Source organism: Vibrio sp. A1-1 (assembly GCF_021728175.1).
GTDB lineage: Bacteria > Pseudomonadota > Gammaproteobacteria > Enterobacterales > Vibrionaceae > Vibrio > Vibrio diabolicus.
In genome coordinates, this window is sequence record NZ_JAKKCL010000019.1 from 43,717 (window position 1) to 69,322 (window position 25,606).

The 25,606-nt window shown below is 46.2% G+C and carries 28 protein-coding genes; 4 read left to right on the top strand and 24 right to left on the bottom strand.

Features of this window, described 5'->3' with window-relative positions:
* Nucleotides 1-39 precede the first annotated feature (39 nt).
* The 20 genes from L3V30_RS20905 to L3V30_RS21000 all read right to left on the bottom strand — a co-directional run bounded on the left by L3V30_RS20905 (nucleotide 40) and on the right by L3V30_RS21000 (nucleotide 9,886).
* Nucleotides 40-201, bottom strand: a complete 162-nt coding sequence (locus tag L3V30_RS20905) for a hypothetical protein (protein WP_237309761.1) — start codon at nucleotides 199-201, stop codon at nucleotides 40-42.
* 244 nt (nucleotides 202-445) lie between these two features.
* Nucleotides 446-712, bottom strand: coding sequence for a hypothetical protein (locus L3V30_RS20910; protein ID WP_237309763.1), 267 nt, complete (start codon nucleotides 710-712; stop codon nucleotides 446-448).
* Nucleotides 705-1,190 (bottom strand): hypothetical protein, encoded by a 486-nt coding sequence (locus tag L3V30_RS20915; RefSeq protein WP_237309765.1) that lies wholly within the window; start codon nucleotides 1,188-1,190, stop codon nucleotides 705-707. Before L3V30_RS20915 ends, L3V30_RS20910 begins: the two co-directional genes overlap by 8 nt.
* Nucleotides 1,191-1,204: 14 nt before the next feature.
* Entirely contained in the window at nucleotides 1,205-1,843 is a 639-nt protein-coding gene (locus L3V30_RS20920; RefSeq protein WP_237309768.1) for a phage N-6-adenine-methyltransferase, read from the bottom strand.
* Nucleotides 1,821-2,063, bottom strand: a complete 243-nt coding sequence (locus L3V30_RS20925; protein ID WP_024703921.1) for a hypothetical protein — start codon at nucleotides 2,061-2,063, stop codon at nucleotides 1,821-1,823. The genes L3V30_RS20920 and L3V30_RS20925 overlap by 23 nt, the downstream gene beginning before the upstream one ends.
* On the bottom strand, nucleotides 2,056-2,352 hold the full coding sequence (locus tag L3V30_RS20930) for an HU family DNA-binding protein (protein WP_024703922.1): 297 nt from the start codon (nucleotides 2,350-2,352) through the stop codon (nucleotides 2,056-2,058). The genes L3V30_RS20925 and L3V30_RS20930 overlap by 8 nt, the downstream gene beginning before the upstream one ends.
* On the bottom strand, nucleotides 2,352-2,675 hold the full coding sequence (locus L3V30_RS20935) for an HU family DNA-binding protein (protein WP_237309770.1): 324 nt from the start codon (nucleotides 2,673-2,675) through the stop codon (nucleotides 2,352-2,354). Before L3V30_RS20935 ends, L3V30_RS20930 begins: the two co-directional genes overlap by 1 nt.
* The gene (locus L3V30_RS20940; RefSeq protein WP_237309772.1) at nucleotides 2,627-2,923 is read right to left on the bottom strand and encodes a hypothetical protein; all 297 of its coding nucleotides are present in this window, start codon (nucleotides 2,921-2,923) and stop codon (nucleotides 2,627-2,629) included. The genes L3V30_RS20935 and L3V30_RS20940 overlap by 49 nt, the downstream gene beginning before the upstream one ends.
* A gap of 119 nt (nucleotides 2,924-3,042) precedes the next feature.
* Nucleotides 3,043-3,741, bottom strand: coding sequence for a hypothetical protein (locus L3V30_RS20945; protein WP_145535859.1), 699 nt, complete (start codon nucleotides 3,739-3,741; stop codon nucleotides 3,043-3,045).
* Between the two features lie 27 nt (nucleotides 3,742-3,768).
* Nucleotides 3,769-4,497, bottom strand: a complete 729-nt coding sequence (locus L3V30_RS20950) for a VRR-NUC domain-containing protein (RefSeq protein WP_152934320.1) — start codon at nucleotides 4,495-4,497, stop codon at nucleotides 3,769-3,771.
* 2 nt (nucleotides 4,498-4,499) lie between these two features.
* Nucleotides 4,500-4,964 carry a hypothetical protein gene (locus tag L3V30_RS20955; RefSeq protein WP_237309773.1) on the bottom strand — a complete coding sequence of 155 codons (465 nt, stop codon included), beginning with the start codon at nucleotides 4,962-4,964 and terminating at the stop codon, nucleotides 4,500-4,502.
* Nucleotides 4,965-5,028: 64 nt separating this feature from the next.
* On the bottom strand, nucleotides 5,029-5,529 hold the full coding sequence (locus tag L3V30_RS20960) for a hypothetical protein (RefSeq protein WP_237309775.1): 501 nt from the start codon (nucleotides 5,527-5,529) through the stop codon (nucleotides 5,029-5,031).
* On the bottom strand, nucleotides 5,522-6,010 hold the full coding sequence (locus L3V30_RS20965) for a hypothetical protein (protein ID WP_237309776.1): 489 nt from the start codon (nucleotides 6,008-6,010) through the stop codon (nucleotides 5,522-5,524). The genes L3V30_RS20960 and L3V30_RS20965 overlap by 8 nt, the downstream gene beginning before the upstream one ends.
* Complete coding sequence (locus L3V30_RS20970) at nucleotides 6,010-6,591, bottom strand: hypothetical protein (RefSeq protein WP_237309777.1); 582 nt, start codon at nucleotides 6,589-6,591, stop codon at nucleotides 6,010-6,012. The genes L3V30_RS20965 and L3V30_RS20970 overlap by 1 nt, the downstream gene beginning before the upstream one ends.
* Nucleotides 6,592-6,678: 87 nt before the next feature.
* On the bottom strand, nucleotides 6,679-6,876 hold the full coding sequence (locus L3V30_RS20975; protein WP_025559829.1) for a hypothetical protein: 198 nt from the start codon (nucleotides 6,874-6,876) through the stop codon (nucleotides 6,679-6,681).
* Nucleotides 6,873-8,276 (bottom strand): hypothetical protein, encoded by a 1,404-nt coding sequence (locus L3V30_RS20980; RefSeq protein WP_237309778.1) that lies wholly within the window; start codon nucleotides 8,274-8,276, stop codon nucleotides 6,873-6,875. The genes L3V30_RS20975 and L3V30_RS20980 overlap by 4 nt, the downstream gene beginning before the upstream one ends.
* A 55-nt stretch (nucleotides 8,277-8,331) precedes the next feature.
* Nucleotides 8,332-8,631: a hypothetical protein gene (locus L3V30_RS20985; RefSeq protein WP_170897583.1), complete on the bottom strand. Its 300-nt coding sequence runs from the start codon at nucleotides 8,629-8,631 to the stop codon at nucleotides 8,332-8,334.
* A gap of 3 nt (nucleotides 8,632-8,634) precedes the next feature.
* Nucleotides 8,635-9,174: a single-stranded DNA-binding protein gene (locus L3V30_RS20990; protein ID WP_237309779.1), complete on the bottom strand. Its 540-nt coding sequence runs from the start codon at nucleotides 9,172-9,174 to the stop codon at nucleotides 8,635-8,637.
* Between the two features lie 3 nt (nucleotides 9,175-9,177).
* Nucleotides 9,178-9,480 (bottom strand): helix-turn-helix transcriptional regulator, encoded by a 303-nt coding sequence (locus L3V30_RS20995; protein WP_017634072.1) that lies wholly within the window; start codon nucleotides 9,478-9,480, stop codon nucleotides 9,178-9,180.
* Nucleotides 9,455-9,886, bottom strand: a complete 432-nt coding sequence (locus tag L3V30_RS21000) for a hypothetical protein (protein WP_176311790.1) — start codon at nucleotides 9,884-9,886, stop codon at nucleotides 9,455-9,457. The genes L3V30_RS20995 and L3V30_RS21000 overlap by 26 nt, the downstream gene beginning before the upstream one ends.
* A gap of 139 nt (nucleotides 9,887-10,025) precedes the next feature.
* Between L3V30_RS21000 and L3V30_RS21005 the strand changes: the two genes are divergently transcribed.
* Complete coding sequence (locus L3V30_RS21005; RefSeq protein ID WP_237309780.1) at nucleotides 10,026-10,259, top strand: hypothetical protein; 234 nt, start codon at nucleotides 10,026-10,028, stop codon at nucleotides 10,257-10,259.
* Nucleotides 10,260-11,992: 1,733 nt separating this feature from the next.
* Here L3V30_RS21005 and L3V30_RS21010 read toward each other — a convergent pair.
* Both L3V30_RS21010 and L3V30_RS21015 read right to left on the bottom strand, forming a co-directional pair.
* Complete coding sequence (locus L3V30_RS21010) at nucleotides 11,993-13,069, bottom strand: replication initiation protein (protein WP_140203117.1); 1,077 nt, start codon at nucleotides 13,067-13,069, stop codon at nucleotides 11,993-11,995.
* Between the two features lie 89 nt (nucleotides 13,070-13,158).
* Nucleotides 13,159-14,076 carry a hypothetical protein gene (locus tag L3V30_RS21015; protein ID WP_213967948.1) on the bottom strand — a complete coding sequence of 306 codons (918 nt, stop codon included), beginning with the start codon at nucleotides 14,074-14,076 and terminating at the stop codon, nucleotides 13,159-13,161.
* Between the two features lie 568 nt (nucleotides 14,077-14,644).
* On the opposite strand from L3V30_RS21015, the gene L3V30_RS21020 reads away from it, so the two are divergent.
* Entirely contained in the window at nucleotides 14,645-14,998 is a 354-nt protein-coding gene (locus tag L3V30_RS21020) for a hypothetical protein (protein ID WP_064369748.1), read from the top strand.
* Nucleotides 14,999-15,089: 91 nt separating this feature from the next.
* Here L3V30_RS21020 and L3V30_RS21025 read toward each other — a convergent pair whose 3' ends face one another.
* A complete protein-coding gene (locus L3V30_RS21025) occupies nucleotides 15,090-16,043 on the bottom strand; it encodes a hypothetical protein (protein WP_237309781.1) in 954 nt (317 codons plus the stop codon).
* A 13-nt stretch (nucleotides 16,044-16,056) separates the two neighbouring features.
* Nucleotides 16,057-17,730: a portal protein gene (locus tag L3V30_RS21030; RefSeq protein ID WP_237309782.1), complete on the bottom strand. Its 1,674-nt coding sequence runs from the start codon at nucleotides 17,728-17,730 to the stop codon at nucleotides 16,057-16,059.
* 380 nt (nucleotides 17,731-18,110) lie between these two features.
* Between L3V30_RS21030 and L3V30_RS21035 the strand changes: the two genes are divergently transcribed.
* Complete coding sequence (locus L3V30_RS21035) at nucleotides 18,111-24,830, top strand: SNF2-related protein (protein WP_237309783.1); 6,720 nt, start codon at nucleotides 18,111-18,113, stop codon at nucleotides 24,828-24,830.
* A gap of 56 nt (nucleotides 24,831-24,886) precedes the next feature.
* Nucleotides 24,887-25,312 carry a hypothetical protein gene (locus L3V30_RS21040; RefSeq protein ID WP_029860222.1) on the top strand — a complete coding sequence of 142 codons (426 nt, stop codon included), beginning with the start codon at nucleotides 24,887-24,889 and terminating at the stop codon, nucleotides 25,310-25,312.
* The last annotated feature ends 294 nt before the right edge of the window (nucleotides 25,313-25,606 follow it).

Here is a 25,606-nt window from a genome sequence, read left to right on the forward strand (position 1 = left end):
CGGGATTCTATCTGAGTCTTATTGTTTGCTCTACATAATCTAGCTGACGCTTTCAGTTTGCTTTAGGTGATTGTTTATCTCGTGAATCATTTTGCGTAGGGCGTTATCCAGCTCTTTGGTGTACAGCTTATCCTTGGCCAGTTCTCGCTTAAGGATGCGATCGTGTTTGCGATACCAGAATAATTCGTGGACTTTTCTCATAGTGCCTACTCTCATAGGCGTTCTTTGGTAGGGGATAGATAGAACAAAGGGCTGACCCTCTTTCGAAGATCAACCCTTTGCCCTCTTTGGGAGCCTGTAGGTTTTACCCTACAACGCTTGCACAACCTTACTAAACAAGCGCACCGTATAGGAAGTCGTATCCGTCACTGTCCTATGGAGCTGCATATTAATCTCATTCCGAACACAGCACAATATTAGTTTATAAATTGGATTTTGATATTGCTCAATCTTTTGATTTATTTTTTCGCTTTTGGCTGGTGGCTTTCTTGAGTGTTTCGTAGTAGCCAATCTTTATCAAAAAGAAGTACCAGAGCGCATTAAGAGGCGTGATTTGCCTAAACTGTAGGTCAGCAAACCAGAATCGCTTTTTCAGATGCTTAATGGCCATGTAGGCTAACCATTGGTGTTTGAATCTAAGCACTGTCACTAGGCGCGCTTTCTTCACCTTAAGCGTGAACACATAGACTCTTGTTTTTTCTGTCTTACTCATTGCTTGTCTTTCCCTCTAACTGGTATCGAAGCGGAGCGGTAAGCCATCCCCAACGCTTATGTCGCCAAATATCGCTAATGGTGGACTGGTGTACCCCGTATTCCTCGGCTAACGTGTGTTGGCATACCTGTTTAGTGAATAAGAGCTCGTAGATGCGTAGAACTTCACTAGGGGATAGCTTGGAAGCGCAGTTCTTTCCTCGGCGGTCTACATTGTCCTTTACGGCCTTTTCAGCGGGTACACCAGCCTTAAGCCGTCTTAGCACTCGGCGGTAGCTGGTATCGGTAGCGGCGCATAGCTGTCTTGCGGTCATTACTTTGCCTTGGTAGGTCACTAGGTGCTTGGTAGCCTCGGCCAGTAGTTCCTCTCCGGTTCGTAGTCCTTTGTGATAGGCGCGATAAAGGGAAGTCATTGGATAGCCAGTTAACTGAGCGAGACGGTACACGCTCATGGCTTGACCCTGATATTGAATACTCATAGCGGCTCACTCCCTTAAGCCACTTTTGCGATTTGCTCATAGATACCAGTAAGGTGCGTTCTGCCTACCTTACGGTTAAAGCGCATGGATGGTGTTTGCAGACCTTTCTCGGTAAAGAGCACTAAGGCACTGCCGAAGTTCACGCCTTGCTTTTTGGTGTATCCATCCGTCTCATAGAACGGGTAACGGCCATCCGGCTTGTAAATCATCGTGGCGTAGCCCTCAACCAAGTCCAGCCACCACGTTGTGAGTTCTTCATGTGGTAACAGCATCATGCCGTCACGGCCTTTTCTGGCTTGTTCTAGCGCCTTTTCCAGAAACTCAAACTTAAGGTCGAACGGAGGATTGCACCACCAGCTATCTTCCCATTCGCCTTGTAGGCCATCAAACCCCACACAAACAGGGTTTAGGAGCTGAGCTGCCTTGTGTTTTGGCTTAAGGCTTGGGAATCCACTCGGCTGTTCGTTAATCCAGTCAGGAGCCACGTAGAAGCGGTTTACCTTGGCGGTTTGTGGCTCGGCGGCCACGTCTAAAACAAACTCTTTTCCGGTATCACGTCGAAAGAGGAATTGAGCATCAAAGAAACAGTCCCAACGAGTCGCCCATTTGTTCTTTGCGCCCTCGACGGTCTTACTTTTGACTAGATGCGCCATTCTCTGACTTCTCCCCACTCTTGGCCGCGACCGTAATGCGCTCGATACGTTCTGCGTCCAAATCAATCTTCACTCGCTCTATCTTTGGATAGACCACCAATCCATAAAAGCTGTATGTGCCAATACCGATAACGGCCACCAGCGCTAACACAATGGTTATGGCCAGTAGCCGAACGGAGCCGATAAAGACACGTAGCCCTATCGCCTTGCTATCACTCATGGATGCGTACCATGTCCTTGTAAGCAGAGAACACTACGCTGTGCTCGGTTTTTACGCCTAAGCGCGCTTTAGTGGCGGGATTGATGGTAGCGCGTTCGCGCTCAACGTGACGTAGGCGACCAAAACCACGGATTTGCACCTCTCGGCCTTTCGCCAGCTCCACCAGCATGTGATTGAACATTGCGTCCAGACAATCGCCTATGAGCTCTGCATCATCACCAGTGAGTTTTAAGCCAAGGCGTTTTGAAATGTTTCTCTCGATGTCAGTACGGTTTAGGCGTGTGGTCATTAGTTTGCTCCCTTAATCTCGTTTACCATGTTTGCTAGTGCTTCACGGAATACATCCGATGCGTTAAAGGTCAGCTTGACGCGCGCTGGTACGATGGCTGGTACTCCCGTTTTTGGATTACGGCCAGCTCGGGCTTTCTTATGGCGAGCAGCGAACGTACCGAAGCCACTAAGCAATACGGTATTGCCCTCGACCATTGTTTGAGTTGAGATTTCTTCGATAAAGGCATTGAAGACCAGCTCGCATTCTTCACGCAATGCGCCCGTTTCTTTCTTCATTGCTGAGATGATTTCGTACTTTCCGACGGCTTTTTGTTTAGACACGCTAAGTCCTCTTGAATATCTTTCAGATAAATTCCGTGCTGTTGTCCTAGAAGATTAATGGCATAAAGAACCAGTTCTTCTCGACTGCTACAGCCAAGTTCTATTTGGAGTCGCCTAATTTGCTCTCGTTGTGTCGCGCTGGCGCGGTAGTATTGGCGTTTAATGTCAAACTTAGCCATTTTGGCCAGATGACGATTCCAGCGCTGTTGAGGTGTTAAGGCGTTTTTCTTGGGTTTACGTCCTGCCATGAGACGATTATAACCATTCCGAACACGCCGTAAACATTCCGAACACGATTTCTGTTTTTAATACAAAAAAATACCGCCCTTTGAGGCGGCATTTATGGAAAGATGATCAAGGATTGGCGTTAAGCGCGCTTGAATGGCGAGAAGTGGCTGCGTACTCCCTCTCGAACCTTAAGAGGCGTTTTGCGCAGTTTGGCGCGTGTTGCTGTGTCGTATAAGTATTGTTCCCATTCCCAATACGTTAGGTCACGTAATCGGCCTACAGGTTCACCAGCACTATTCATGAATATGTAGGTGTTCTTGGTTTGGCCGTTCGGGATTGAGTTGCCGTTGCCGTCCAAAATCTCAAACACACCTCTCGCTGCTACAAACTCCACGGTCAGACCGTATTGAGCGGCAGTGGCCTCGATCATTGCGCCAGTCACGCTTATGGTGTCATTGAAGATTTTGGTGCGGAGGATTTCGCGTCGATATTTCTTAATGTCTCGAATCCATTCAAAGATGACGCAACGGGTATGTGGTGTACGGATGTTTGTTTTTACTTTGATTAGACCAGCATCGAATAGCATTCTAATGACTCGATAGTTGATCTTCTCTCTTGGTGCAATGGTGTTCCCTGTACCATCGTAATCACAAATGTGTCCACCAGTAAGCCAACGATACGCTTGAGCGCTACCAAATTCCCCAGCGGGTGCATAGCTTAGCAATAGCTTGTCGTAGTAAAGGTAATCACATAGAAAGTTACGGACTACCTTTGTTGCATCCAACACATCTAAGTTAACTGGCTTTTGGCCAATGTTGTGATATTCACTCGCTAACATGAGAAAATTTAAGCCCTTTTAATGTACTTATGCGGCTAGTCTAGTTTTGTTATCAAATGTTGGCAATTGAAGATAGCTATTAATTTGACAAATGCACTCATCAAACCCCTTGGCCACAACCACGTAATACCCTAATTCTTTGAACATTTTTATCTTTTCCAGTTGTTCCTTACTTGGACGGCCTTTTTCCGTTTTTACCTCCAAAAAGAAGCCGTGATATACCCCTCTCGGGATAGGAAAGAATATGTCCGGTACACCTTTCTTTTGTCCCTCATAGCTCATCATCGAAGCCGCTTTAGGCGTTCGGTAGCCACCATTAGGAATTGAGAAAACCAGCGGGTAAATGTCCTTGTACTGCGTCTCTAACGTGTAGAACAAACGAACCTGTAACCAGTGTTCGGCCAGCTTCGTGTCGTTAAACTCTTTCGGGCGCTTAATCCCTTGCGCAAGGCGCGTTTTGTGTGGTGAATCCAGTTCCACTTTCTTCTGTGTCGCAGCGCGCGCAACGTCAATGTCTTTCTCAAGAATACGAATGAGCCAAGATGGCAGTTCCGACTTGTCCACCAGCGCGGTATTAGGGACGTTTATCGATACCGGGTTAATGATGTGATTAACAGAGCGGTTAATCTCGTTAAGTGCTGCATCGATATTGAAGTCGCCGCCGTGGCCAGCTTTCACGCCTTTGCTTTTCCACTTCTTGCGCTTAGCGACTTGGTTTGCGAGAAAAGAGTGATCGAATCGTGGTGCTCTGGCCATAACTAGATAAGCCCTTGTACAACTAAAATCTCTTGCTCCTTACGGCGGTTGAAGTAGGCAAACACCTCATCCTTGGTGAATTGCTTAGATACCACTTTTCGGCGGCCACCTTGTGAGAAAACACGCTTGGCAATGTCCTCAGAGAGCGTCCAACAAAGTGCGGTTTCTATTTCGGATTCGTCATTGATAGCGCGGTAGGCAGTGATCACCTTGGGTAGCTTGGCGAACGCCTTGCGCTCTGACGACTTCATCACCTTGTGCTTGTTGCGTCTCGGGCACGTAAACAGGGACGACCACACACCTTGATGTTGGTGCGAGCCTTGTGCTTTCCATAGCGTTCCTAGCGTGTCCCAATAGGTTGAGTCGTCTTGGATAGCTGGCGCACTGCGAACAAAGAAATCGAGCTGATAACACTCAGGAATAGATAACAGGCGGGAAATGATATTGGAGTCGTTAACGTTAGCCACTTTGCACCTCTTAATTGCCGCCTCACGCTGCTTGGTAAGGCGGCCTAACGTTATGATGTTTCAGTTAATGTATTGGAGAAACTATAGGCTCATCGGCTTTGCGCGCTTGTGAGCTCATCGAGTCGAGGATTATCGCTATCATCTCCATCGGTGACGGCGTATCGCCTACTTCTGGATGATTAGCTCGGATGATCGCACTTTCCTCTTTCAACACTTTGGCCAGTTTCTTATTGGCCAGCGTTGCCAAGGTGCTAACGATGTACATCATGCGGTTGTGCGCTTCCTCTCGGCTCTCACACGATCTCCATAGTGCTTTTGAGCATTCGTTGGAGAATGTCAGTAGGCGAACGTCCGACAACACCAAATCAAGAATGCGCTCGAATCCAGATAAGATCTCACTGCCACGGTCTTTCAACTTCTCGCTAAGCGTAGTTCGAACCGCTTCGCGTACACCTCGGAAATGGTCGTAGTAAAAGCTCTGACCCAAACAAACTCGTTGGTTTGCGCTATCGAATGTAAATGCCAGTCCTTTAACTAATCGGGTTCCACAATGAAAATCAGTCATCTTTCTGCTCGCTCTTGAAAAATACGTGTTTGTACTCTGGTTTGATTGGTTGTAAGCCCTCTACAGACTCCACTCGGTCGCACTCTCGGAAGAACGACAAGATTGGACAGTACGTTGAATTGATACCGCTCGTTACCTTGCACACTTCTTGGAACACTAGGGCGTTCTCATACTGCTCTGTTGAGCAAGCCGTGAAGAACATCGGATTGACCACCAGCGAGCCGCTAGAATCGGTTTGTGCCGCAGAACTGTTAGCAACAATCATTGGCACGGTCATCATTAAAGCAGCGTTCGCCGCCGTGCTTGTTGTGCTGGTGGATGTTTTAGTTGGCGTAGCGCTGCGAACGGGCGTTACCGGACGTACTGGCGTTGGTGCAATGCGTACTGGCGTTGGCGCTACGCGAACAGGGGTTACTACTGGTGCTGAATGCGCTTGAAAAGCGGCCAGCAAGGCCGCCGCTAGTGTGACTTTCTTAAGCATTAGTGAATTGTCTCCCCGCTAATTGCAACTCGCTTCACGTCCTCAATTTTGAATGATTCATCGGAGCGAGTTTCCACTCTCAGTGCGGTTAGCACGTCCATCACAATTTCAATTAGCATCTTGGTATCTTCGGAAGTACCACCAAGGCGCTCATCTACAGCGCTGATACTGTTCTTAAGGTTCTCTACTAGGAAATCACAAGCCTGTTGAGAAAGGTTTGATAGCACTTCTGGCAAGTGTTTTTGTGGATCGAAATCTTCCTCGCCCTCGTAGATATATTCCAGTTTGTCAGCTGCGCTCATAGAAATGTTAAACAGCTTGTCATCCATCAATAGGGTTTCAGCAATCTTGGTAGCGATTCCAATAACGACTTGAGGCGGTACTGCATCTTCATCGTTCTCGTCGTACTCGTAGGATTTATCAACGTGCATTGGGATAGCTTTAAGAACAATGTCACGCACTGCGCGGTAATGGTCGAAGTAGTACGGAGCCATCAAGATAACGCCGCCCGTTTCTGGATTAAAACCAACCATCATGTTGTTAAGGTTGCATTGGGTTTCGATTCTGGTTGATGTATTCATGCTCATGCCTCTCACTTTCTGGCTTAAACAAATCTATTAGGGGAAGTAGGAAGCAAGGGAACGTTTGTCCCTTGCGGGTTTAAATTCTCAGTATTTGTGGCTTTGATGTGCCAAGTGTGGGTATTCCTTTTCTAGCATGTACCCTTTGCTGCATTTCTCGCATCGATGCGCAAACTCATTACCGATGCGCACCTTGCCTAGTCGAACTACATTGCCCTTGCACTGCTCGTCATCGCATTGGTAGGTCACTAGCACGGCTGAAAATGGCTTACACTTCTCGCTCATTTGCGTTTGCCTCGTTTTTGGTTGCGTTTTGGCTTGCTTGGCTTCGCTGGTGTATCTGGAATGCGGCCACCTGCGGAATGCAGCGCGTACTCAGTATCAAATCGTTTGTTGATGCGCTTAATTAGGCTTACGTTGCGTGGTGCCAGCTCTTTCGCACGTTCAATGTGTGTTAGCGCTCGGTTTAGCTCGTATTGAGGTACGTAGTCGCTTAGGCGCTGCGCAATCTCGACTAGGTTCACTTGAGTACACCAATCCAAATCGAGGACTTTGGCCACACTCACGACTTTCTGTGTGCGTTTCACTGCGCGGTCTAAAGCAAGCTCAATCTTGTCTACTGGCACTTGCTTAGCCGCCTCGGTAAATTCTTCCCAATACTCTTGTGGAAGTAGGCAAGATTCGTGTAGCAGCTTAGACATACATAGGGAGCCATCTTCACCAATGTAAGCCGTGTGGCCAGCTCCGGTATGCGTGTTCATTAGGTAAATCAGACCAAAACGGTGATCGGGTTTGCCTAGACCCTCTTGAGGCTGAATCGCGGTAGACTTGCAAAGCATGTACGCTTGCCAGTCGCCACCTTTCCAAACGGATTTAAGATCGTGGTATTGAACCGCTTCGCCTAGATATAGGTTGTCGTTGCGTAGTTCTTCGTTTTCGTGAGCAATGATCGCTGCGTAGGCCAACACCTCATCAATGTTGTGCATCACGTAGTGATAGTTCTCATCAGCGTTTCTCAATCCCTCGGTCATGCTGTTGATTTGCTCGGTTTGGTTGGCCACCAGCTCACTTAGCATTTGGATGTGTTCTTTGCTCTTAGTCAGCTCAGTTTCAGCGGCCTTGTTGGCCTCATCCAGTGTCGCGTTCTTAGCGGCGGTTGCTTTGCGTTTGTCCTCGGCAATGCGTAGTTGCTCTTGAACACTCTCAAGTTGCTGATTAAGCGATTCCAGTTCACCAGATGATGCCACTTGGTTAGCCAATGCAGCGGCTACCTTGTTCTCCACCAGCTTAGGAATGCCGTCCAGTTCTTGTTGAGCGTGACGCAACTCAGTGGTAAGGCGTTTGATCTCAGCTTCTAGGCGTTGGTTGTCCTTACCTAGACGCTCGTTTTCTTCGCGTAGCTCGGTTGCAATCAGCTCGGCCTCGTTACGCTTTTTACGCATAACCTCAGTGCCAGCCATTGCGCGGTCACGCGCTGCAAGGATTTCGGTACGTTCATCAAGCATTGCCTGATATTTTTGCTTTAGCGCCTCGTCGGCCTTGGCCGTGCGTTGGGATAGTTTGAATTGCAAGTCATCAATGATGTGCTGCATCAAACCAACAAGCGGGATCTCAAATTCTTTGATTTCAATTGGCGAATTTTCAGGAAGTCCCCAAGGAAGCTCTACAGTAAAAACATCGCTCATCGGAAAATTTCTCTACTACTCAAAAATTGGGATAAGGGAATAGGGTTAAAGTGTCTTATTCTTGGTTAGCAAAGCGCTCTAGGCGTTCTTCTAGGTCATCCAGCCAAACCAGTATTTCGCTACCTTTGTGAACGTAGTCGAGGTCGCTGTCTTGGATTAGTTCGGCCACATGACGCGAACACCCGTTTACTTCTGCCGCGATCGCACGGTTACTGAAATAAAAAGCACTTGGTGTGTCAGTAAAATCCGTTTCGCCTGTCGCCTCGCGCATTTCCATAAGCGCTTTAATGGTCATTCGACGCAATACAATCAGTAAGTCGCCTTGAGTTGCTAACGCTAAATTTTGTTTACTCATCGCTTAAGCCGCCACGTAACTCAGCATCTTGTAATGACGGAACTCGTTCTGGAACGGTATGTCATCGTCAAAGTCCATTGGTGGCTCGCCGTATTGCTGTTGAGATTGCTCCCAACCACCCTGTTGCTGTGGTGAATGCTGTGGTTGTTGAGGTTGACCCCAACCGCCTTGTTGTTGCTGGCCACCAGCTCGGTTATTGCCAAGCATTTGCATCACGCCATTAAAGCCTTGAACTACTACCTCTGTGCTGTAACGGTCTTGGCCTTGCTGGTCTTTCCATTTGCGAGTCTGCAATTGACCCTCGATGTAAACTTGTGACCCTTTGCGTAGGAACTCCCCCGCCACTTCGGCCAACTTGCCGAACAACACCACTCGATGCCACTCGGTTTTTTCTCGGTTCTCGCCTGACGCTTTATCGCGCCAAGTTTCGGATGTAGCGACCGTGATATTCGCTACTGCGCCGCCATTTGGTAGGTATCGGATTTCGGGATCTGACCCCAAGTTACCAACCAGAATGACCTTGTTAATGCCTCTTGAAGCCATTCGTTATTCTCCGGTATCTCTCTTTACCGCTTCGTCTCTGTTAGAAATCGCATCACCAAAGAACAAATAACCCACGTCTGTACTTGTGTAGACCGCTATCAGTTCTAGGTTTTGCACCCTTGGGTTCACCTCGCCATTCTCGATTTTTCGATAAGTGTCTGGTGATAACCCGATTAACCTGCTCATTTCGAGTATGGTTAAATCTGCATGCCGTCTCGCTCGCTTGATTCGCGCTGCACGTTGCTGTCGATACTCAAGCGATTGGATTCGAGCGGCCTGTTTAGTCTTTGCGTCTCGCATTTTCATAGAAGCTCTCCACTTCACTTGCTAGTCGTTCTTCCTCGGTTGTAGTCGCCTTAATCAATGCAACGCGATATTCATGTAACCGATTCTTTGACCAATCGAGGCAGAGCTTTTGCCACTTGATAACGGCAACCGGATCGGAAAGGTCGTAACCAGTCCCAAAACAGCTACAGCACTCCCACTTGCTAAATAACGACTTGGTGTAACCTGTGCCATTGCAAGTCGGGCAGCGATCCGGTTTGTCGTCCAATGTCACATCGGCATCTTGTAACCGGTTCGCCAGAGCTTCGCGTTCGTCCGTAAGCTCTATGCCCTCGAATGTATCCAGGATTGATGGTGAGCTTTCGTCTCGCTCTCTTTGCCGTTGTTCCAGTTGAGATCGCTTAATTTCAGAAATTTCCTCACTCATCTTTCATTCCGAACACATCAATTTTATGCGGAGTATAAACCCACTTAAAAAACAATGCAAAAAGTATTGATACAAAAACCGAAACGATGTATTTTTGTCTCAGCAAACAGGCAAACAGACTCATATGAGGAATCAGCAAATGTCAGAGAACAACAGCAAAAAAGTTCACGACCAAATCCAAGCAGACGTTAAAGAGTACATGACCAACACCTCGAACAGCGTCTTAGACTTCGCTTTGGCCAATGCAATTAAGAGCGGTCAGAACAACCTATATGACTTGTGTAAAAAGTGGAAAATCCCTGTAGATAAGCTACTTATCAAGATAAACACTTCTCTTTTCAAAGTGGATGATGATAAAATCCACCTCGCATAGACGGATACGTTTAGCTATCGGGATAAGAGTAATGAAAAGCTTCGGGGAAACTCGAAGCTTTTTTTCGCTTCAATAATTAATCCGAACGTTCAAGAATTTAAGGCACAAAAAAAGCGCCTACTCATAGAGCAAGCGCTTACCATTCGGAAACCCATCAAAACATCCACCAGCAACAAAAACAAACAAAAACCAACCAAACTAAACAACAACACTGTCGCTTTACAAAAGCAAAATAGAAATTAGAAAGCATCAATCGCGAAAGATAGTTTGAACTGATTCATCAAGAAACCTCGTCCGTAAGGTTCTGTTAGCACGCATTCCATTTAAAATAGCGGTATAGTGAAAAACAGATGCCTTACGTGACCATGACGCCAGATCGTTTAGCATCTTATCGACGTCAAATAGTTGAGTTTAATGCTGCTAACGGATAACTTGATGAGAGCCCAAGTTGAGTAATTGAATAGATAATGACCAAATTTGTCTTATGGGACGAGATGATTTCCGGTTTAAATTTAAGGTGTTATATAATCGGCCTAGTTTGAGTATGACGGAGCTATATACACAACGTCGAATCTTTATAGACAAACACAAAGACGTTCATTAACCTCGGTGATGTACAGAAAGCAAACAAACACAAAGCCATCTCAGGGCTATTTTTTACGAGATGCAATAGAATGAATCCATTCGCGGCAAAGAAGGTTTTATACCATTTCGCCGTTTGCAAAATGGGCTAAGAGTCTGAAATACTTGGTTCAGCAAGGATTGGAACAAAACGTTCCCCCATAACCATTGCTGGTGTGAAGAATATAAAAAAAGGCTGGATTCGAAGAACCCAACCTTTAATTAATTAGGAGGTAATTATGTAATCACCAACCAAGCTCGAAGCAGCTAGAAAGCTTCACTTCGTGCATACGGGCAATCAATGGTGGCCGCCATTAAAAAACCCTTGTGCGTTGTCTTTAACCATAAGCCTTTGGAGAGGTAGATATGGTCAAGTTAGTTGATCTCTTGATTGCTTTAATCAAGTTAGTCACAGCCATAGTGCAAGCACTATTTGGCTAGACAACGTTGTCGCTCTAGAAGTACATTGTTGCTTCTAGAGCACACTTACAACTATCCAATAATTAATATTTCCTGTCAATTCGTGTTTTTGTCAAGAACTCACACAAATGCGGTCGTTATTCGTTGTAGCATGCCGTTGTCTATAGCTAGGATCATTAACTCATCCAAACAACAAAAACTTGTTGTGTATGTGGGAAACTGTGTAAATCTTTGATTTTCCAGTTATCCACATACGCTATAAAGATCTATATTTAACTATATCAATCTATGAGAACTATAGAACTATAAGATCTATAGAAACCGTAACGTATTGATTTTAATTGATTTTAACTCGTTTAAAGATCTTTTTTTAGGTCTTTAAGTAACAAGATCTAGGTTTAATTGATCATTTATTAGGTGTTTGTGATCTTCTTACAGGCTTTAGTGCTACATAATCTAGGTGAAAGTGATCATATATCAGGTGATTGGATAACAGATTTTAGGTGTTTCTGTTCTTAAATGACATATTTTAGGTGTGTGAGATGGTTGTATAGGAGTCTTGTCCGGTTTTTTCTACTTTCGAGTCAATGATCACGTCGAATTCCCTCCCATATACCTAAAATGTGTCACATAGCTCATTTCAACCTAGAAAATGTCATCTATCGAGCCCATGACCTAAAACTTGTTAGCTATCAGTAATCGTGTGTATCGGTTAGTTCTGAAAGGGTATCTATCTTTTCCATTAACGACTCTAATTCATGCATTCCATCATCATGCTTTTGTTGCTCTTTTTCTAAGTGTCGCTTTGACAAGCTAGCTTCAACTTTAAGAGCGTGGTCTTCTTTACCCACATAGCGGTACGCGATGGCAAGTGATTCTAGTTCAGACTCGGTGAGTCTGACTTGGTTTTGAAGCCTTTTCAATTCAAGTTGTCGAATTGTCTTAAGAGCATCGTGTTGATTTAGTTCATCAATTGAACCTAGTTTAACCCACCGGAAGAGAAACTTGATTCCAGTAATGGTTCTACCTTTCTTTACAACCTCAAAACCCTTATCACCTTGGCTGCTTTCTAAAAATAGAAGCTCTTTGCTAATCTGAGGGTGTTCAGAAAGTTCTTTAATGCTTTCCCTGATACAACGTTTCATAAATACGCTGTTGTTTTTGAAGGAACTTTTATCTTTTTTCAGCTTCCCTGATTCGTCCAAAAGCCCAAATATTCCTTTCAGTTCACTAAGCTTTTGCGCATGCATTTCAAAGCCCTTGTCTTTGAAGCGACTAAGCAGTTCGTACAAGCGCTTAGAATACTCCTTTTTCACCTCAAAGAAATTGCGAGTATTAATCAGAGCAAATCCTTGATTATATTCAATATACTCAGGTTTGAGCATATCGTTAGGAACCATCGTAAGTATGCCGTGTTTATAAGCGATATGTTTAAAAAGAGGTCTATAGTCGAATTCAATATCACCTTTCGGGGTTTCCACCTTTATCCCGATTTTTCGACTAGCTAGGCGGTTCGCTACTGGACTTAAGTTGCTACCGATATGTTTAGACTCAACACCTAACCACTCTGATAATTGATGTGAAGTAAACTCATAGTGTGGTGTTTTCTGTTCCCAATCACTTGGTTTCATATGTGCAATCATCAACGCAAACATATCTGCTTCCCTAGCGGATAGATCTTGACGACTAAAGACCAGTTGGTGGCCTTTTTTGATATGTTTCGGGAGGTTATCGCTTACCGCAGGGTAGAAATATTCTTCATCACTCATGCAAATGCACATCCATAAATAACAAGATTTAGGTAATTATGACACATTTTAGGTCACGCATGTATAGAAATACTCACATCAAGCAGTGATTACAGATACCTGACTTGTACTCGCCCGACTGCGTCACGATAGTATTCAACTAAGCCTTGAGACTCTTTCTCGGAAATGGTGTTCATGTACTCTGCTAACATGGTGGCTGTATCACGAACCTTGCTCACGCTAGCTTTCACGGCGCTTGCAGCCTTGTTGTGCCAGCTAGCAATCACAAACTTAAGGTATGACACGAACTTAGGCGCTAAAGGCTGTTGGTGCTTGTTGTACAGCTTGATAACACGACGAGCTCCACTCGCTGATAGGCGGCCTTGCTTAGCAGCTAGTTGAAGTTGTTTTACTTCGTCAGCGTCACGTTTGAAGATCTTCAAAAACCAAGAATCAGACGGGATACCGTTATTAATTTTATTTTTACTCTCTGTAGAGAGATCCTTTGTATTTATAGTGCAATTTTCGTTTTTGTCTGATTGTTCGCAAGCCTTGTCAGCACTGGCCTCAAGAGGTTTTTCCACAGAAGACCCCCCTAAATGCAATTTTTGTCTATTACAAAACTTCTCTGCCGCTTGTAGAGCGTATTTGTAGACACCAGCGAACATGTTTTTGATGCCATCAACGCATAGAGTGATGTGACGTTGATTCTGACCTGTTTCACGGTTCTGGAACGATTTGCGGTCGATTAAGTGCAAATCAACTGCATCTGAAATGTAAGTATCAACAGTACGCTTTGTGATTGGCTGACAACCGTAACGGTGACAGTTCTCATTGTAGGTACGCATTAAGGTATCGCTTGATGCAAAGCAAGTGTGACCATGCTTAAGGATAAAGCTTGAGATAGTTTCTAGTAGGCAAGCAAGCTTACGTTGTGCCAATGGTTTATTGGCTTTGATATTGGAAGCTTGTGTTCTGAATCCTGACTTCCAGTAACGAGGATTCAGCAAAAGAGGTGTAATTTGCATAAAATTCGCTCAAAAAAAGACGCAAAAATTTGCCACCGATCTCTTTGAACGTTATACTTACACCTGATTCAGTGTTGTGTAAGTTTTACGGTAACGCAAAGTTACGTAAGTTACGTTCGCTGAGATTGATGTTCTAAATCGCTTAAAAACATTCAATCTAAATGAGACTTCTTGGCTGCCAACCTCGTTGTCTCACCTGATTAGGCTTCGGTCTAATTCATTACGGCATACTGACTTTCCTTAAGTTCGTTTGTCGTGACGCTTTAAGTTTGCCGCTTAAAGCTCGATTTCAGTAAGAAAGCCCGCTCGCCAAAGCGGGCTTTTTTATTTTCTGTTGCCCGAAATCGAATCACTTTCTCTCTATCACGGCATCGCCATGATCTAATTACAGAAAAACTCCCCTATTATTGATCGTAAATGGTTGATCAAACAAGTCCCTATATCAAAGTGATTCCGAACAAGGGGCGTTACCATCTGGCGCTAGAGTTTACCAAAAATTTTATCTATTTAAACTCCTTTTGGACGTGTTAATATTCCGAACACGCCAAATTTTGTGGATAACTCTGTGATGAAATTTACTCCCCCACCAAGTGCTGAACAGCAATTAGAAACTCAAGTTAACCAATTAAAACAACAATTTAAGCGCCGACAATTCCCGAAAAAGAACGCACCAGCGCTACCGTTGGATTTGTTAGTAACAATCTCAGGTTGCACCTTTGGTTTGCATAGCCAAAAAGACGGTAGACTCGTTCTAAAGGCCGATAAGGCGATTAACTTTGATAAGGGTGTCAATGTGTTGCGCTCAGTGTCGTATATTGCTGGCGCGCGAGATAGCGTATCTATCGCTGGTTGGGACTGGCGACCAACGCACTTCAAGAAAGATAAACTCTATTTGCGTCCTGTCGCGCCTAGTGATTTATAAAATTCCGAATTGGCCACCAGCATTTTCGATTTAATTGAGTGTTTTTTGTACTTAATTACTAAGCGCTGGTGGCGCTTTTTAATTGATCAACTTATTGGAATTTTCGTAATGAAGATCCGAAGTTGACGAATTGCTGTTTAATTTGAGGCGCAACACTCACTTTTTGCTCTACTGGAACGTAGCTATTTGTCGGTAAAGTCGCCATTTTTCGGGAACCTAGCGACTCAAACATAGCTCGCACCACTTGATGATCTTCCTTGCTGGCCATGTTGGCGATCGCTTTGCGCTGCGCATCGGTCACATAGATAGGTAAAGAGTCCACAACATCAAGCAGCATCGAGGTTGCCTTAGCGTTTTGCTCTACCTTTTCACGCAACTCTGCGTTCACGCTTTCTAGGTACATAAGCTGGTTAGTAAGATCACCGACAAGCTCAACATTGCTCTGTTGAGTCATGTTCGCGTAGATATTACGCGCGGATTCCTCATCAAAACCTTGTTCCTGTAGCGATTCGAGGATCATTTGCTCGCTGTTCGCGCTTTCCATCATCATGGCCGGATGGTCTAGGCTGATATAGTTCGGCTGCAATACGTAGTCCATACCGTGATATGAAGTAGTGATCGATGCCTCGCGTGTATCTTGGCCACCAGTCGCCCAACTCCAACCACCAGCACGGCTATTGTGCAAACCTAAAGCGATACGGCCTGTATCGGTATCTAAAAACTCTTGAGTGTGTTCAACAATACCGTCATCTGAACAGGTGATAGAGATTGTGCGGTTAGATGGCACGTTTTCTACCACAACCGGACGACCATTAATCATGATCACCTCAGTTTCACCAATTGAGAGCTTATTAGCGCGTTGGCGGGATTGATGGCCATAGTAACCATACGCCTCGCCTAGTCGTAGTAGCTCTTGAGTTCGTGGGCTGTTGATCATCGCTTGCACGGCTTTGATGATGTAGTTGCGCTTGTTGGCGCTAAGCTTGCGACCGTCATTGAATAGGCTGAAACGGTCGGATACTTGTTTAAGTGCTTTTGCTGTCACTTTCGTTTCTCCATTAATGGCTTTGGATTTCAGTTAGTAAGTCGAGAACTACGTCTCTAACGAATCGTTCCGCTTCGCTTTGGTCTGTCATGCCAATGGATTCCATCATCTTGTCGTTTTTAGAGACTTGAGCGGCCAGCTCGGAAATGACTTCCTTGGCCAACTCGGAATCGAGGCCAATAACAGACGTGTAAAGGTGATTTTTGAGTTTTTCGGATTTGCCGATTGGGGATTGCTCGATAAGGTCAAGCACGGTGGCCAGCATGGTTGCGTAGTTCGCTTGAGATTCCATTGCATCGGCTTTCTCTTGCTCAATAGCGGTATTGAGAGAGTTAAAGCGGATCTCGAATGGCATATCGTTATCGCTCCACACCTTGCCGTCTCGGTAGATGGTGTGAATATCGATGGCGCGTTTAACGAACTTCACCACGGCTGCGCGGATTTGGTTGGCGCGTAGTGCAGATTGAATGGAAGCGCGGAAGAAACCACCCTCACCTAGTCCACCAGATAGCAGATCACCAAAACCAAGCATGGACGGGTCTACGCCAAGCGTTCCCGCCAAGCGTTTAAGGTGAAACATAATATCTTCGATGTGAGAGATATTCGGGTCAGTGGTAAAGGTATCGATCTGCAAGCCACCTTTAGCGCCGCCCATAAATGGCAATAGCGTGTTGATGACGGTTGGGATGAAACCTAGCTTGCGGGAACGGTCTACCACCTCTTGACGGTCTTGTTTCATCTGGTCAGCGACCATGTTGATGTATTCCGCAGCTCCCGCCGCATCCAAGCCGTCAGTGTTTACCGCCACCATGCGATCGATAAGCGAAGCGTTCACACGACTCGCGCCTAGTGCTGCAATGGACTGGCGAAGCATCGACCAAGCCTCAAAACAGGTAAGCAGAATCGATGTGCCGTAGTTCTGCGTCTCGATTGGCATGCGTGAATACGCATCGTCATAGAGTGAGTAGCGCTGGCCAGTGTAGTTCACTGGTGGCACGTCCATATCTGGTCGCCAGATTGGCATTTTGAGCGGGATAAGCGCCCAAGGTTCGGCAAGGCGTACCTGTTCGCCGTTCGCTCGGGTTTGGAGATATTCCGCAGTAAAGCCAGCCAGCTCGCCCGAACGTTCGTACTCACGTATTTGGTTAGGCAAGGTGTAATAGTTGGCCTCAAAGTGAGTGATACCAACACCCTCTTGCGTGTACGGACGAACGTAGTTAACCCCATAAACCAGCGTTGAATACGTCCAGTTCATTAGGTTGTCGTTGATTGGCGCTAGTAATTCTCGATTAAGACGGCCTACATACTCTGCGTATTTCTCATCGGTGGGATGAAGATACACGGCCATGCCATGATCGTTTGATACCGAAAGAGCGTGACCAAGGTGCAGATTGAGCGCGGCATCAATCGTGCTGTCCTCGGCCATCTCCTTGAGTATCGGATATAGCATGAAGCGATCTTTTGGCAGCTTATGAAGAAAAAAACGGTCTGAGCTCTTTCGACCGTCATTGGTCAGAGCGCCGTTGCTTTCATCTAATTGGTTATCGCGATCGTGGAATGGCGATCCCGTGTATCCAGCGCCAGATTCAAAACTAATCCCACTCTCTTTATCGTCATTCTCGTTAAAGAAAGGGAACGCTTGTTTTAAAGCTGCCGCCAGTCCAATTGATGCCTTATTTTGCGACATGTGCGACCTCAGTTAGTTGAGGCGCTTTTTACAGAGATGGGGATGATCTTGGATGATAGCGCATTGCGTCAATGTGACCAATACGAGAATAAATCATTGATTTTTGTTGGAATAAATTTTTTTAGTCAAAGTTCAATTGCTTGCCTTTTAATGATGGTTACTCACTAAAAACACTAATTTTTCGCCTTGATAGCGCTCAGTGTGTTCGGAATAATTGCCTCGTCCCTAAAAATCTACTTCCTTAGATATTTTAGATTATTCATTAACTTAAATTGATATTGATAGTGGCGTTTTTTTGGGATGGGGAATAGGAAAGGAAAAAGTCGGGCGAAAGCTCGACTTTTTTTTTGGCTTTTATCCAATGAATAAAAGGCAAGTTCATGAACACTGATTTAACCCGCAGTATTGAACAGGCGACAACAATCGATGAACTGGTACGCCAGTTTGAAGCCTTGCTCGCTGTCGATATTAGCGATACTCCAAAAGGCCACCAGCGCCTTAAGGCTAACCAACTAGCCAAAGACATTCTCGCCAAGTACAACGGCGACTACTCCAACGTTTCACCCGAAGATAAAGCAGCTCTGCGCGACTACACAGGTTTTGGCGGTATCGGTGGCTCCACCAACGAATACTACACGCCTAAATGGCTGGCGAGCGCGACTTGGGATGCAGTTCGTTCCTATGGCTTTACTGGCGGCAGCGTACTTGAACCAAGTTCGGGCGTGGGCGTATTTAGCGAAACCAAACCTAAAGGCACCCTGACTACATCCGTAGAAATGGATCAGACCTCGGCGGCCATTAACCAGATTCTTCACCCCGAAGATCATGTAATTCAATCGGCATTCGAAGCCGTGGCCAGCAATCCCGATATTGGCGATTTCGACCTAGTGATCGGCAACCCGCCTTATGGTGTTCGTGATGCTAGTGCGATGAAAGACAAAGCGTACAAAGACATTAAGTACGCCGATCAGTATTTCGTTTCTCGTTCTATCGATAAAGCGAAAGCTGGTGGCTTGATTGCCCTAGTGCTTCCAACTCGTATTTGTGATGCGAAAAACCTTGAGAAGTGGCGTACACAACTCGCACTTAAAGCGGAGTTCTTGGGCGCGCACCGACTACCAACGGGCACGTTCGCTGATACTGGCGTAGTGACTGACCTCGTTATCTGGCGCAAACACAGCGACCAAGCGAAAGCACTGATTGATAGTGCCGACCGTGACACGCTGATTGAATCTAACGTGCTTTGGGATACTTGGCTTAAAGGTAAGTGGTTCGAGCGCGAGGGTAAGAAATTCATCAACGGCGAACAGACTGTTGAGGGCGTAGGTAAGTTTGCGCGCAAAGTCGTGAAGCGTGGCAACCGTTCTAACGAGGACATTAAACAGTCCCTAATGCGCCGCTTTAACAGCCGTATCGACTGGATGTTGCTTGATGAATCGGTAAGCGAGCCAGTGAGCGCGAAATACTCCGAGGGCGACACGATTTTCCGCAATGGCCAGCAATACGAAATGATTGATGGCGAATGGGAAGTGTCCGAAAGCAACGCGAAAACAGGCGTTATCAGCAAGGCGACCTATGGCGTAGATAACACCGATGAGATCGGTTCTATCACCTACTCTACTGAATCGATGCTTAAGCTATCGGCCAGCCAAGCGCTACAGATTTTCGAAGATTACGGCTACTTGTGTCATGACGACTTTAAAGCCCTAATGCGCGAGATTGCCAAGCTGCCAAAAGCGAGCCAAGAACACGCTTACAAAGGCATTCTACTTGGCATGAAAGTTCAAACACTTGCAACGCTGGTTGCTGGTGGCCGAACCACATCCAATAGCGACTTGGCCAACATGGCAATGGGCGCGGAGGACTTCCAGACCGAACAATATCGCGTGAAGTTAAGCGGCGAAGTGTTAGAGCTGAACGCACTAATGGGCGGCTCTAAGGTATCGAAGAAAGCGCTAAGCAACTTAAGCGAGAAGTACGTCTCTGCATGGAATTACTACCACTCATCGATCGATTCTAAGGGCAAACTGTCTGACCTACTCAAAGGCGACCTTAAGCGTGAACTTACTGTTCAATACAGTTCGTCTCGCATTGGTGACGTGTTCCATCTATGCGACCGTGAACTAGGCATAACCACACTGACACTGAATGACGTTCGCACGTATTACACCGCCAGCGGTATCGATGCGATGAGCGATGAGCAGTTGCTTGATTACCTAGCGAACATGGATGAGGTAGCCGTAAACCCTGACGGCACGGTGACGGCATTCCACAAAGCGACGACTGGCCTAGTCGGTAAACGCATGGATCAGCTGACCGCACAATTAGTATCGGCCACCAGCGATACCGTGAAAGCTAACATCATGCGCCAAATCCAAGCCATCGAATCTAAGCGAAACAAGATCTCGATTGCCGATGTGAAGATGAAGCTTACCGATAAGTGGATTCCTAAAAACATCATGCTTGAGTTCCTGCATGACCGTGGCTACACGGAATTTATCTTGGGCGACTTTACCGAGGATAAGGACGGCTTTGAGGATTTCGTACAAAGCGAATCCGGCCAATACCTCACTGGCTACCGTTGGCGTGATGGCGAATGGATTGATGGCCTAACTCGTAATGGCGTGAAAGGTAAAGCAGCGAACAGCGATGAGCGATTTGAGCGTCAAATTGAATCGTACATCAACTATGGTGCGGTTCGTGGCGGTAGTAAGAACGAAGATAAATCACTTATCCGTGAGCAAATGCGCCGCCTCGATGATGAGTTTTCTACATGGATTGCATCATCTGACCATTCAGAATACTTGGAACAGGTTTACAACAATACGTTTAACGGTTGGATTAAACCGGAGTTCGATGACACTCCATTATCGCTAGCTGGCGTATCTGGTGCGATTGAGTTCCTACCTTACCAAAACTCAACGATTCGCCGTCACAGTGCAGACGGTAACGGCATTATTGCCTTTGGTACTGGCTTGGGTAAAACGCTCACTGGCCTTGGTCTAGTGCAGTACAACCTAGAAACCAAACGCGCAAACCGTGTGGCCATCGTTGTTCCTAAATCAGTGCTAGAAAACTGGTTCTATGAGTCCGACCTGTTCTTTGGTGAAAGCAATCTATCTGACAAGGTATTTATCGGCCTTGAGGTTCACAAAGACGATGACGGCAACATCATTCGGGAGCCAGTATTGGATGAAACGGGCGAACCTAAGCTAGACAAGAAAGGCGATCCTATCTTGCGCGCCAAACTGACCGTAGACACCAACGGCAAGCGCGTAGCAGAACAGCTCCACCAGCTTACACAGTCAACCGCTCGCATCGTGGTAATGACAAAAGACGTGTACAACCGCATTCCATTGAAGCCGGACACGATTACGGCCAACGTGCTTGAAATGCGCGATGCTGGTTTGATTGCTGGTTCAAGCAAGCTAGTTAAGGAAGCGGAAAGCCACACAGAGAAAGCAAAGAACGCGCGCTTTGAAGCGAAATATGCTGACGATGGCACGGCCAAAAACGAAGAACTACCGTACTTTGAGGACTTGCTATTCGACTCGGTTATGGTCGATGAGGCGCATGATTTCCGCAACTCGTACAAGGGCGGCTCATACCGCAACAACTTGGCATTCTTGCCTAGCCAAGCTCAAGCCGAGCGCGCTATCGATATGCAGCTTAAGAACAACGTCATTAAGGCGCGCAATGACGGTCGAGGCGTTTACTTCCTAACAGCTACGCCAACCGTAAACAGCCCTGTTGATATGTTCAATATGCTGTCCCACATCATTCCGGCAGACACGTTTGCCAAGATGGGTATCTTTGACAGCGACGACTTTATCCGCATGTTTGGTAAGACTGGCGAAGCGCTGGTTACTAAGATTTCGGGCGAAGTTGAACAGCGTGAAGCCCTACTCGGATTCCAAAACCTAGACGCACTTCGAAACATCGTTAACCGCTACATGACGATCGAGGATGCCAAATCCGTTGGTGCCAACGTTCACATTCCTGACCTGATTAGTCAGCAAAGCTTTGTCCAAATGAATAGCGAACAGGAAGCGCTATATGAGGAACTACGCCAACGCGCTGACGCTATCAGTAATCCAGACAAAGACGAAAACCAAGAGATTGTCGAGCAATACCCTAACGACACGGTTTTCGGCCTAATCCGTAAAATGGACAAGGTAAGTACAGACCTTGATTTGTACTATGAGCGTGTTACCTACCGATTCGCTAAGGACAACAAGAAAGAGGTTGAGGCGGCAGTCGCTAAGCTACCAAATACCGTCACAGTCACTTTTGAGGATGTGGCACCAGACGGCACGGTTAAGTTAAGCAAAATCCAAGTTAAGGTTGATAAGAGCGTTAAGGTCGAGGGCGATCACTGCGTGGTTCAGCTCCACCAGCAACTTGATGACAAGTTCACAAGTATTTGTGACAAAGCTAAGTTGAAATTTACGCACCCTGTCTCTCCTAAGTACGCCAAGTTCCTTGAGAACGCGCGCGAGATTTATCTGGCTGGCGGTAAGCAGCTTGTCTTTACCGAAGAAAAAACACAGCACAAAAAACTAGCTCGCATCATTGCGGATTTCGTTGGTTGTAAGCTGTCTGAAATTGGTATTTTGAACAGCGATACCGTTGCGGGTAAGAAAGGCTCTAAGGCCACTGAGGACGATGAAGAAGCGGGTTTGGAAGCGATCGCTAATGCTTACAACACCTCGAAATACAAATTCATGATCCTCAATAAAAAAGGCGAAGTCGGTATCAACTTGCATCATGGCACAACCGATATTCACCACTTAACGCTACCGTGGACTCCAATGAGTATCACACAGCGTAATGGCCGTGGCGCGCGTGTTGGCTCTAAACAAAACAGCGTGAACGTTCACTACTACACGTCTAAAGGCTCATTCGATGATTTCCGCTTGGCCACAATCCAACGTAAAGCCACTTGGATTGAGACAATGTTCAAAGGTAATGACAAGTACATTGCGAACGCCGATGCAGACGCAGCCGACGAAACTGCAATCATGCTGGCAGCGAATCCAGAAGAAGCGAAAGCCCGTATCGAAGCGGCCAAACGTGAAGCGGAGCGCAAGCGCAAATTAGAGGAACGCCGACTAGCAAGTATCAACGTTAGCAAGTACATCAAAGCTACCCAAATGCTTGCTTTGGATGTGACCGAAGTTGAAAGCGAGCTGGCCGAACTACGCGAGAAGTTAGAACCGCTACGCAATGAAGTGGAAGAAGATCGCCTACGCGCAGAGGGCGAGAAGCGAGGCAGTTGGCAGCACCAAAACTACCAACGCACTAAAGGCAAATTGTTTGCCCTAGAAAGCAAAATCAAAACCTTTGAGGCAGCGATCAAAAACCGCGATAAAGCGAGCGATACCATCAAGAAATTGAAACCAGCAATGGAGCTGGCCATCAATGACGGTGTGTTAAAGGATTACCCTGACTTCCTAACTCATCCAGAGTTATACATTGTTCGCAACGGTGTGATTGTTCGTAATGGCTACACCTACAAAGCCGAAGTTAAGAGCCGTTCTTGGAGCGCTGAGTACGACTCAAAAGCAACAATCATGATCACCAACTTCGACCGTAAATCTGGCACGGTGGACGGCTTTATTACTGAAATGGACGGCGAACCAGCGTCACGCAACTACGTCGATCTACCTGTTGAGCGCATCATTGAAATTGCGCCAGTGAATCAGGATAGAGCAGCACTAGAAGCAAAAGCGATCCAAGGTGTGCCACTAAGTGAAGTCGCTCATACGTTTGACCGTGAGACGTTCTTTGAACTGGTCGCAGAGAAGAAAATGAAAGCCTACGGTAACAGCCGCCGTTGTTTGGTGCGCAATGCTGACGGCACATTCTCTACGCCGTGGGGGTTGGATGTTGAACCAGACCAAACGCTGATTTATCCAGATGCGAGCGATAAAGCGATCGTGAAAGCCCTACTCGACCAAGTAACCAAGCAATTGGAAGATAAAGGTCGCGTGATGCTGGAACACGACATTCTAAGTTTCTTTATCGGTAGCGATTGGGACAAACAAGCGATGGAAAACGGCAACCAAGTGACCGAACAGGAAGTCGTAGAACTGGTGACACTTGAGATCAAAGCATTCGAGGAAAAATACCCTGAGCTTTATCAAGAGGCACTACTGAAAGCGGAGACGACTTACAAAACGTCTATCACTTTCCTTAAAGACCTAGATAACCATCTAAGCAATTTGAAATGGACAGGTTACACCAACGCACACGAAGCGCGCCGCCTATCGGCTCGTGAGTTCACTCGTTACACCGATATTCTGACCGAACGCTCTAGCGAATACCGCACAGAGCTGGAAGATAAGCTATTCGCTGACTTCACTAAGCTGGTGGCCAACGACCCTGACCGTGCGAAACGTCTATCACAGATCGCGTACTGGATGACGCAATACAAACCAACGACCGATACTCACTTGCTGAAAAAGGTCGATGCGATTTACGGCGAAAACTCACAAGAAACCATGCTTAAGGTATGTGCCGACCTACACGCTATTGGCGAACGTGAGTTTCTATCCGGTGATGGCCTAATCTTCTCGGATGACTGGTCATTGAATCGTATGAAAGGTGCGTATGGTTCGCTATTCACTTACCGCAGCACACAGCGCGAAGAATTTATCGAGAAGTACCTAAATGCGGATAAGCCGGAAAAGGCCGAGGTTCAAGTGACCGAAACGCAGAAAGTGAAAATCGATAATATCTCTGCCATTAACGTAGAGAGCATCGAGAAGTTTAGCGAACTAATGTCAGGCATTGGCATCGACGTTAAAATGGTGACTTCACCAATTAGCTGGAAGCCTAAGCGCGGTCGCAACCGAAAAGAGATTGTTGTAGAGCCATACGAACGCATTGGTTTGATGGACAACAACGGCCTTAAAGGTTCGCTGAAAGTGATGTTCGCTGGTGACAAGGAAGCCAAGGCCGAGTACGGCGCTGACTTCGCTTCGAACGCAAGCAGTGAGTTTAATGGTGGCTGGTGGTTTATCTCTGCGAAAGCGGATTTAGAACTGCTGGCGAAATCACTATTAACCATTCACAACACGTTGGCCGAAGCTGCCTAACTTAAATTTTCGCATGCGAAAAAGTTCTCGCATGCGAAAACTTTTTGGAGACAAAAATGATTACCCAAGTGAAATTGCCTACCGTTGAAGATCTACAGCCCCTACTCGATGAGGCATTAGAAACAGCGCAAAGCAAAGAGGCATTTATCCAAGCTCAAGTCGATGGCATTTACAAAACACTTCAAGCCAATCCGCTCATGTACCGTCACTATGGCGCTTATTGGTGGGCGGTTAAATCACTCATGGCCAAGCATGGTTATGACCTTGGCAGCGATTCAGAAGTGATCACAGAGCAACACTTCAATTTCGAAGACCCTGCGATTTTGTTGTGTGCTGCGTGGGCGTACCAGCAAGAGCAAATTGATAAAGGCTACTGGCAAGCAAACCTACATACCTACTACGCCGATGATGAAGAATTTGAATATTCTATCGAGGATGTGAACCTTGAAGCGTGGAGCGTGAACGCCAAATCGATGCGTTAAGTTTTCGCATGCGAAAACTTTTGCTAGAAAAAAATAAACCCCGCCACTGAGAAAATGGCGGGGATTGCACGTTGAATCGATAAGCATAAACACAAGCACTACTACCCCTAATAGTTTTCGGCATCGCTTATCTGGTGTGTAATTTATATGAGATAAATTTCATATTCAACAAGTTTTTTCAGTCTTTTTTATTAAAAACAATTGGTTATGCAACCGCTCACACTTGCTGATTACGCGCTGGCAATTCTGTCACTTTGCCGGATTGAGTAAGTAATAATTCTGTCAAAAAGTTTT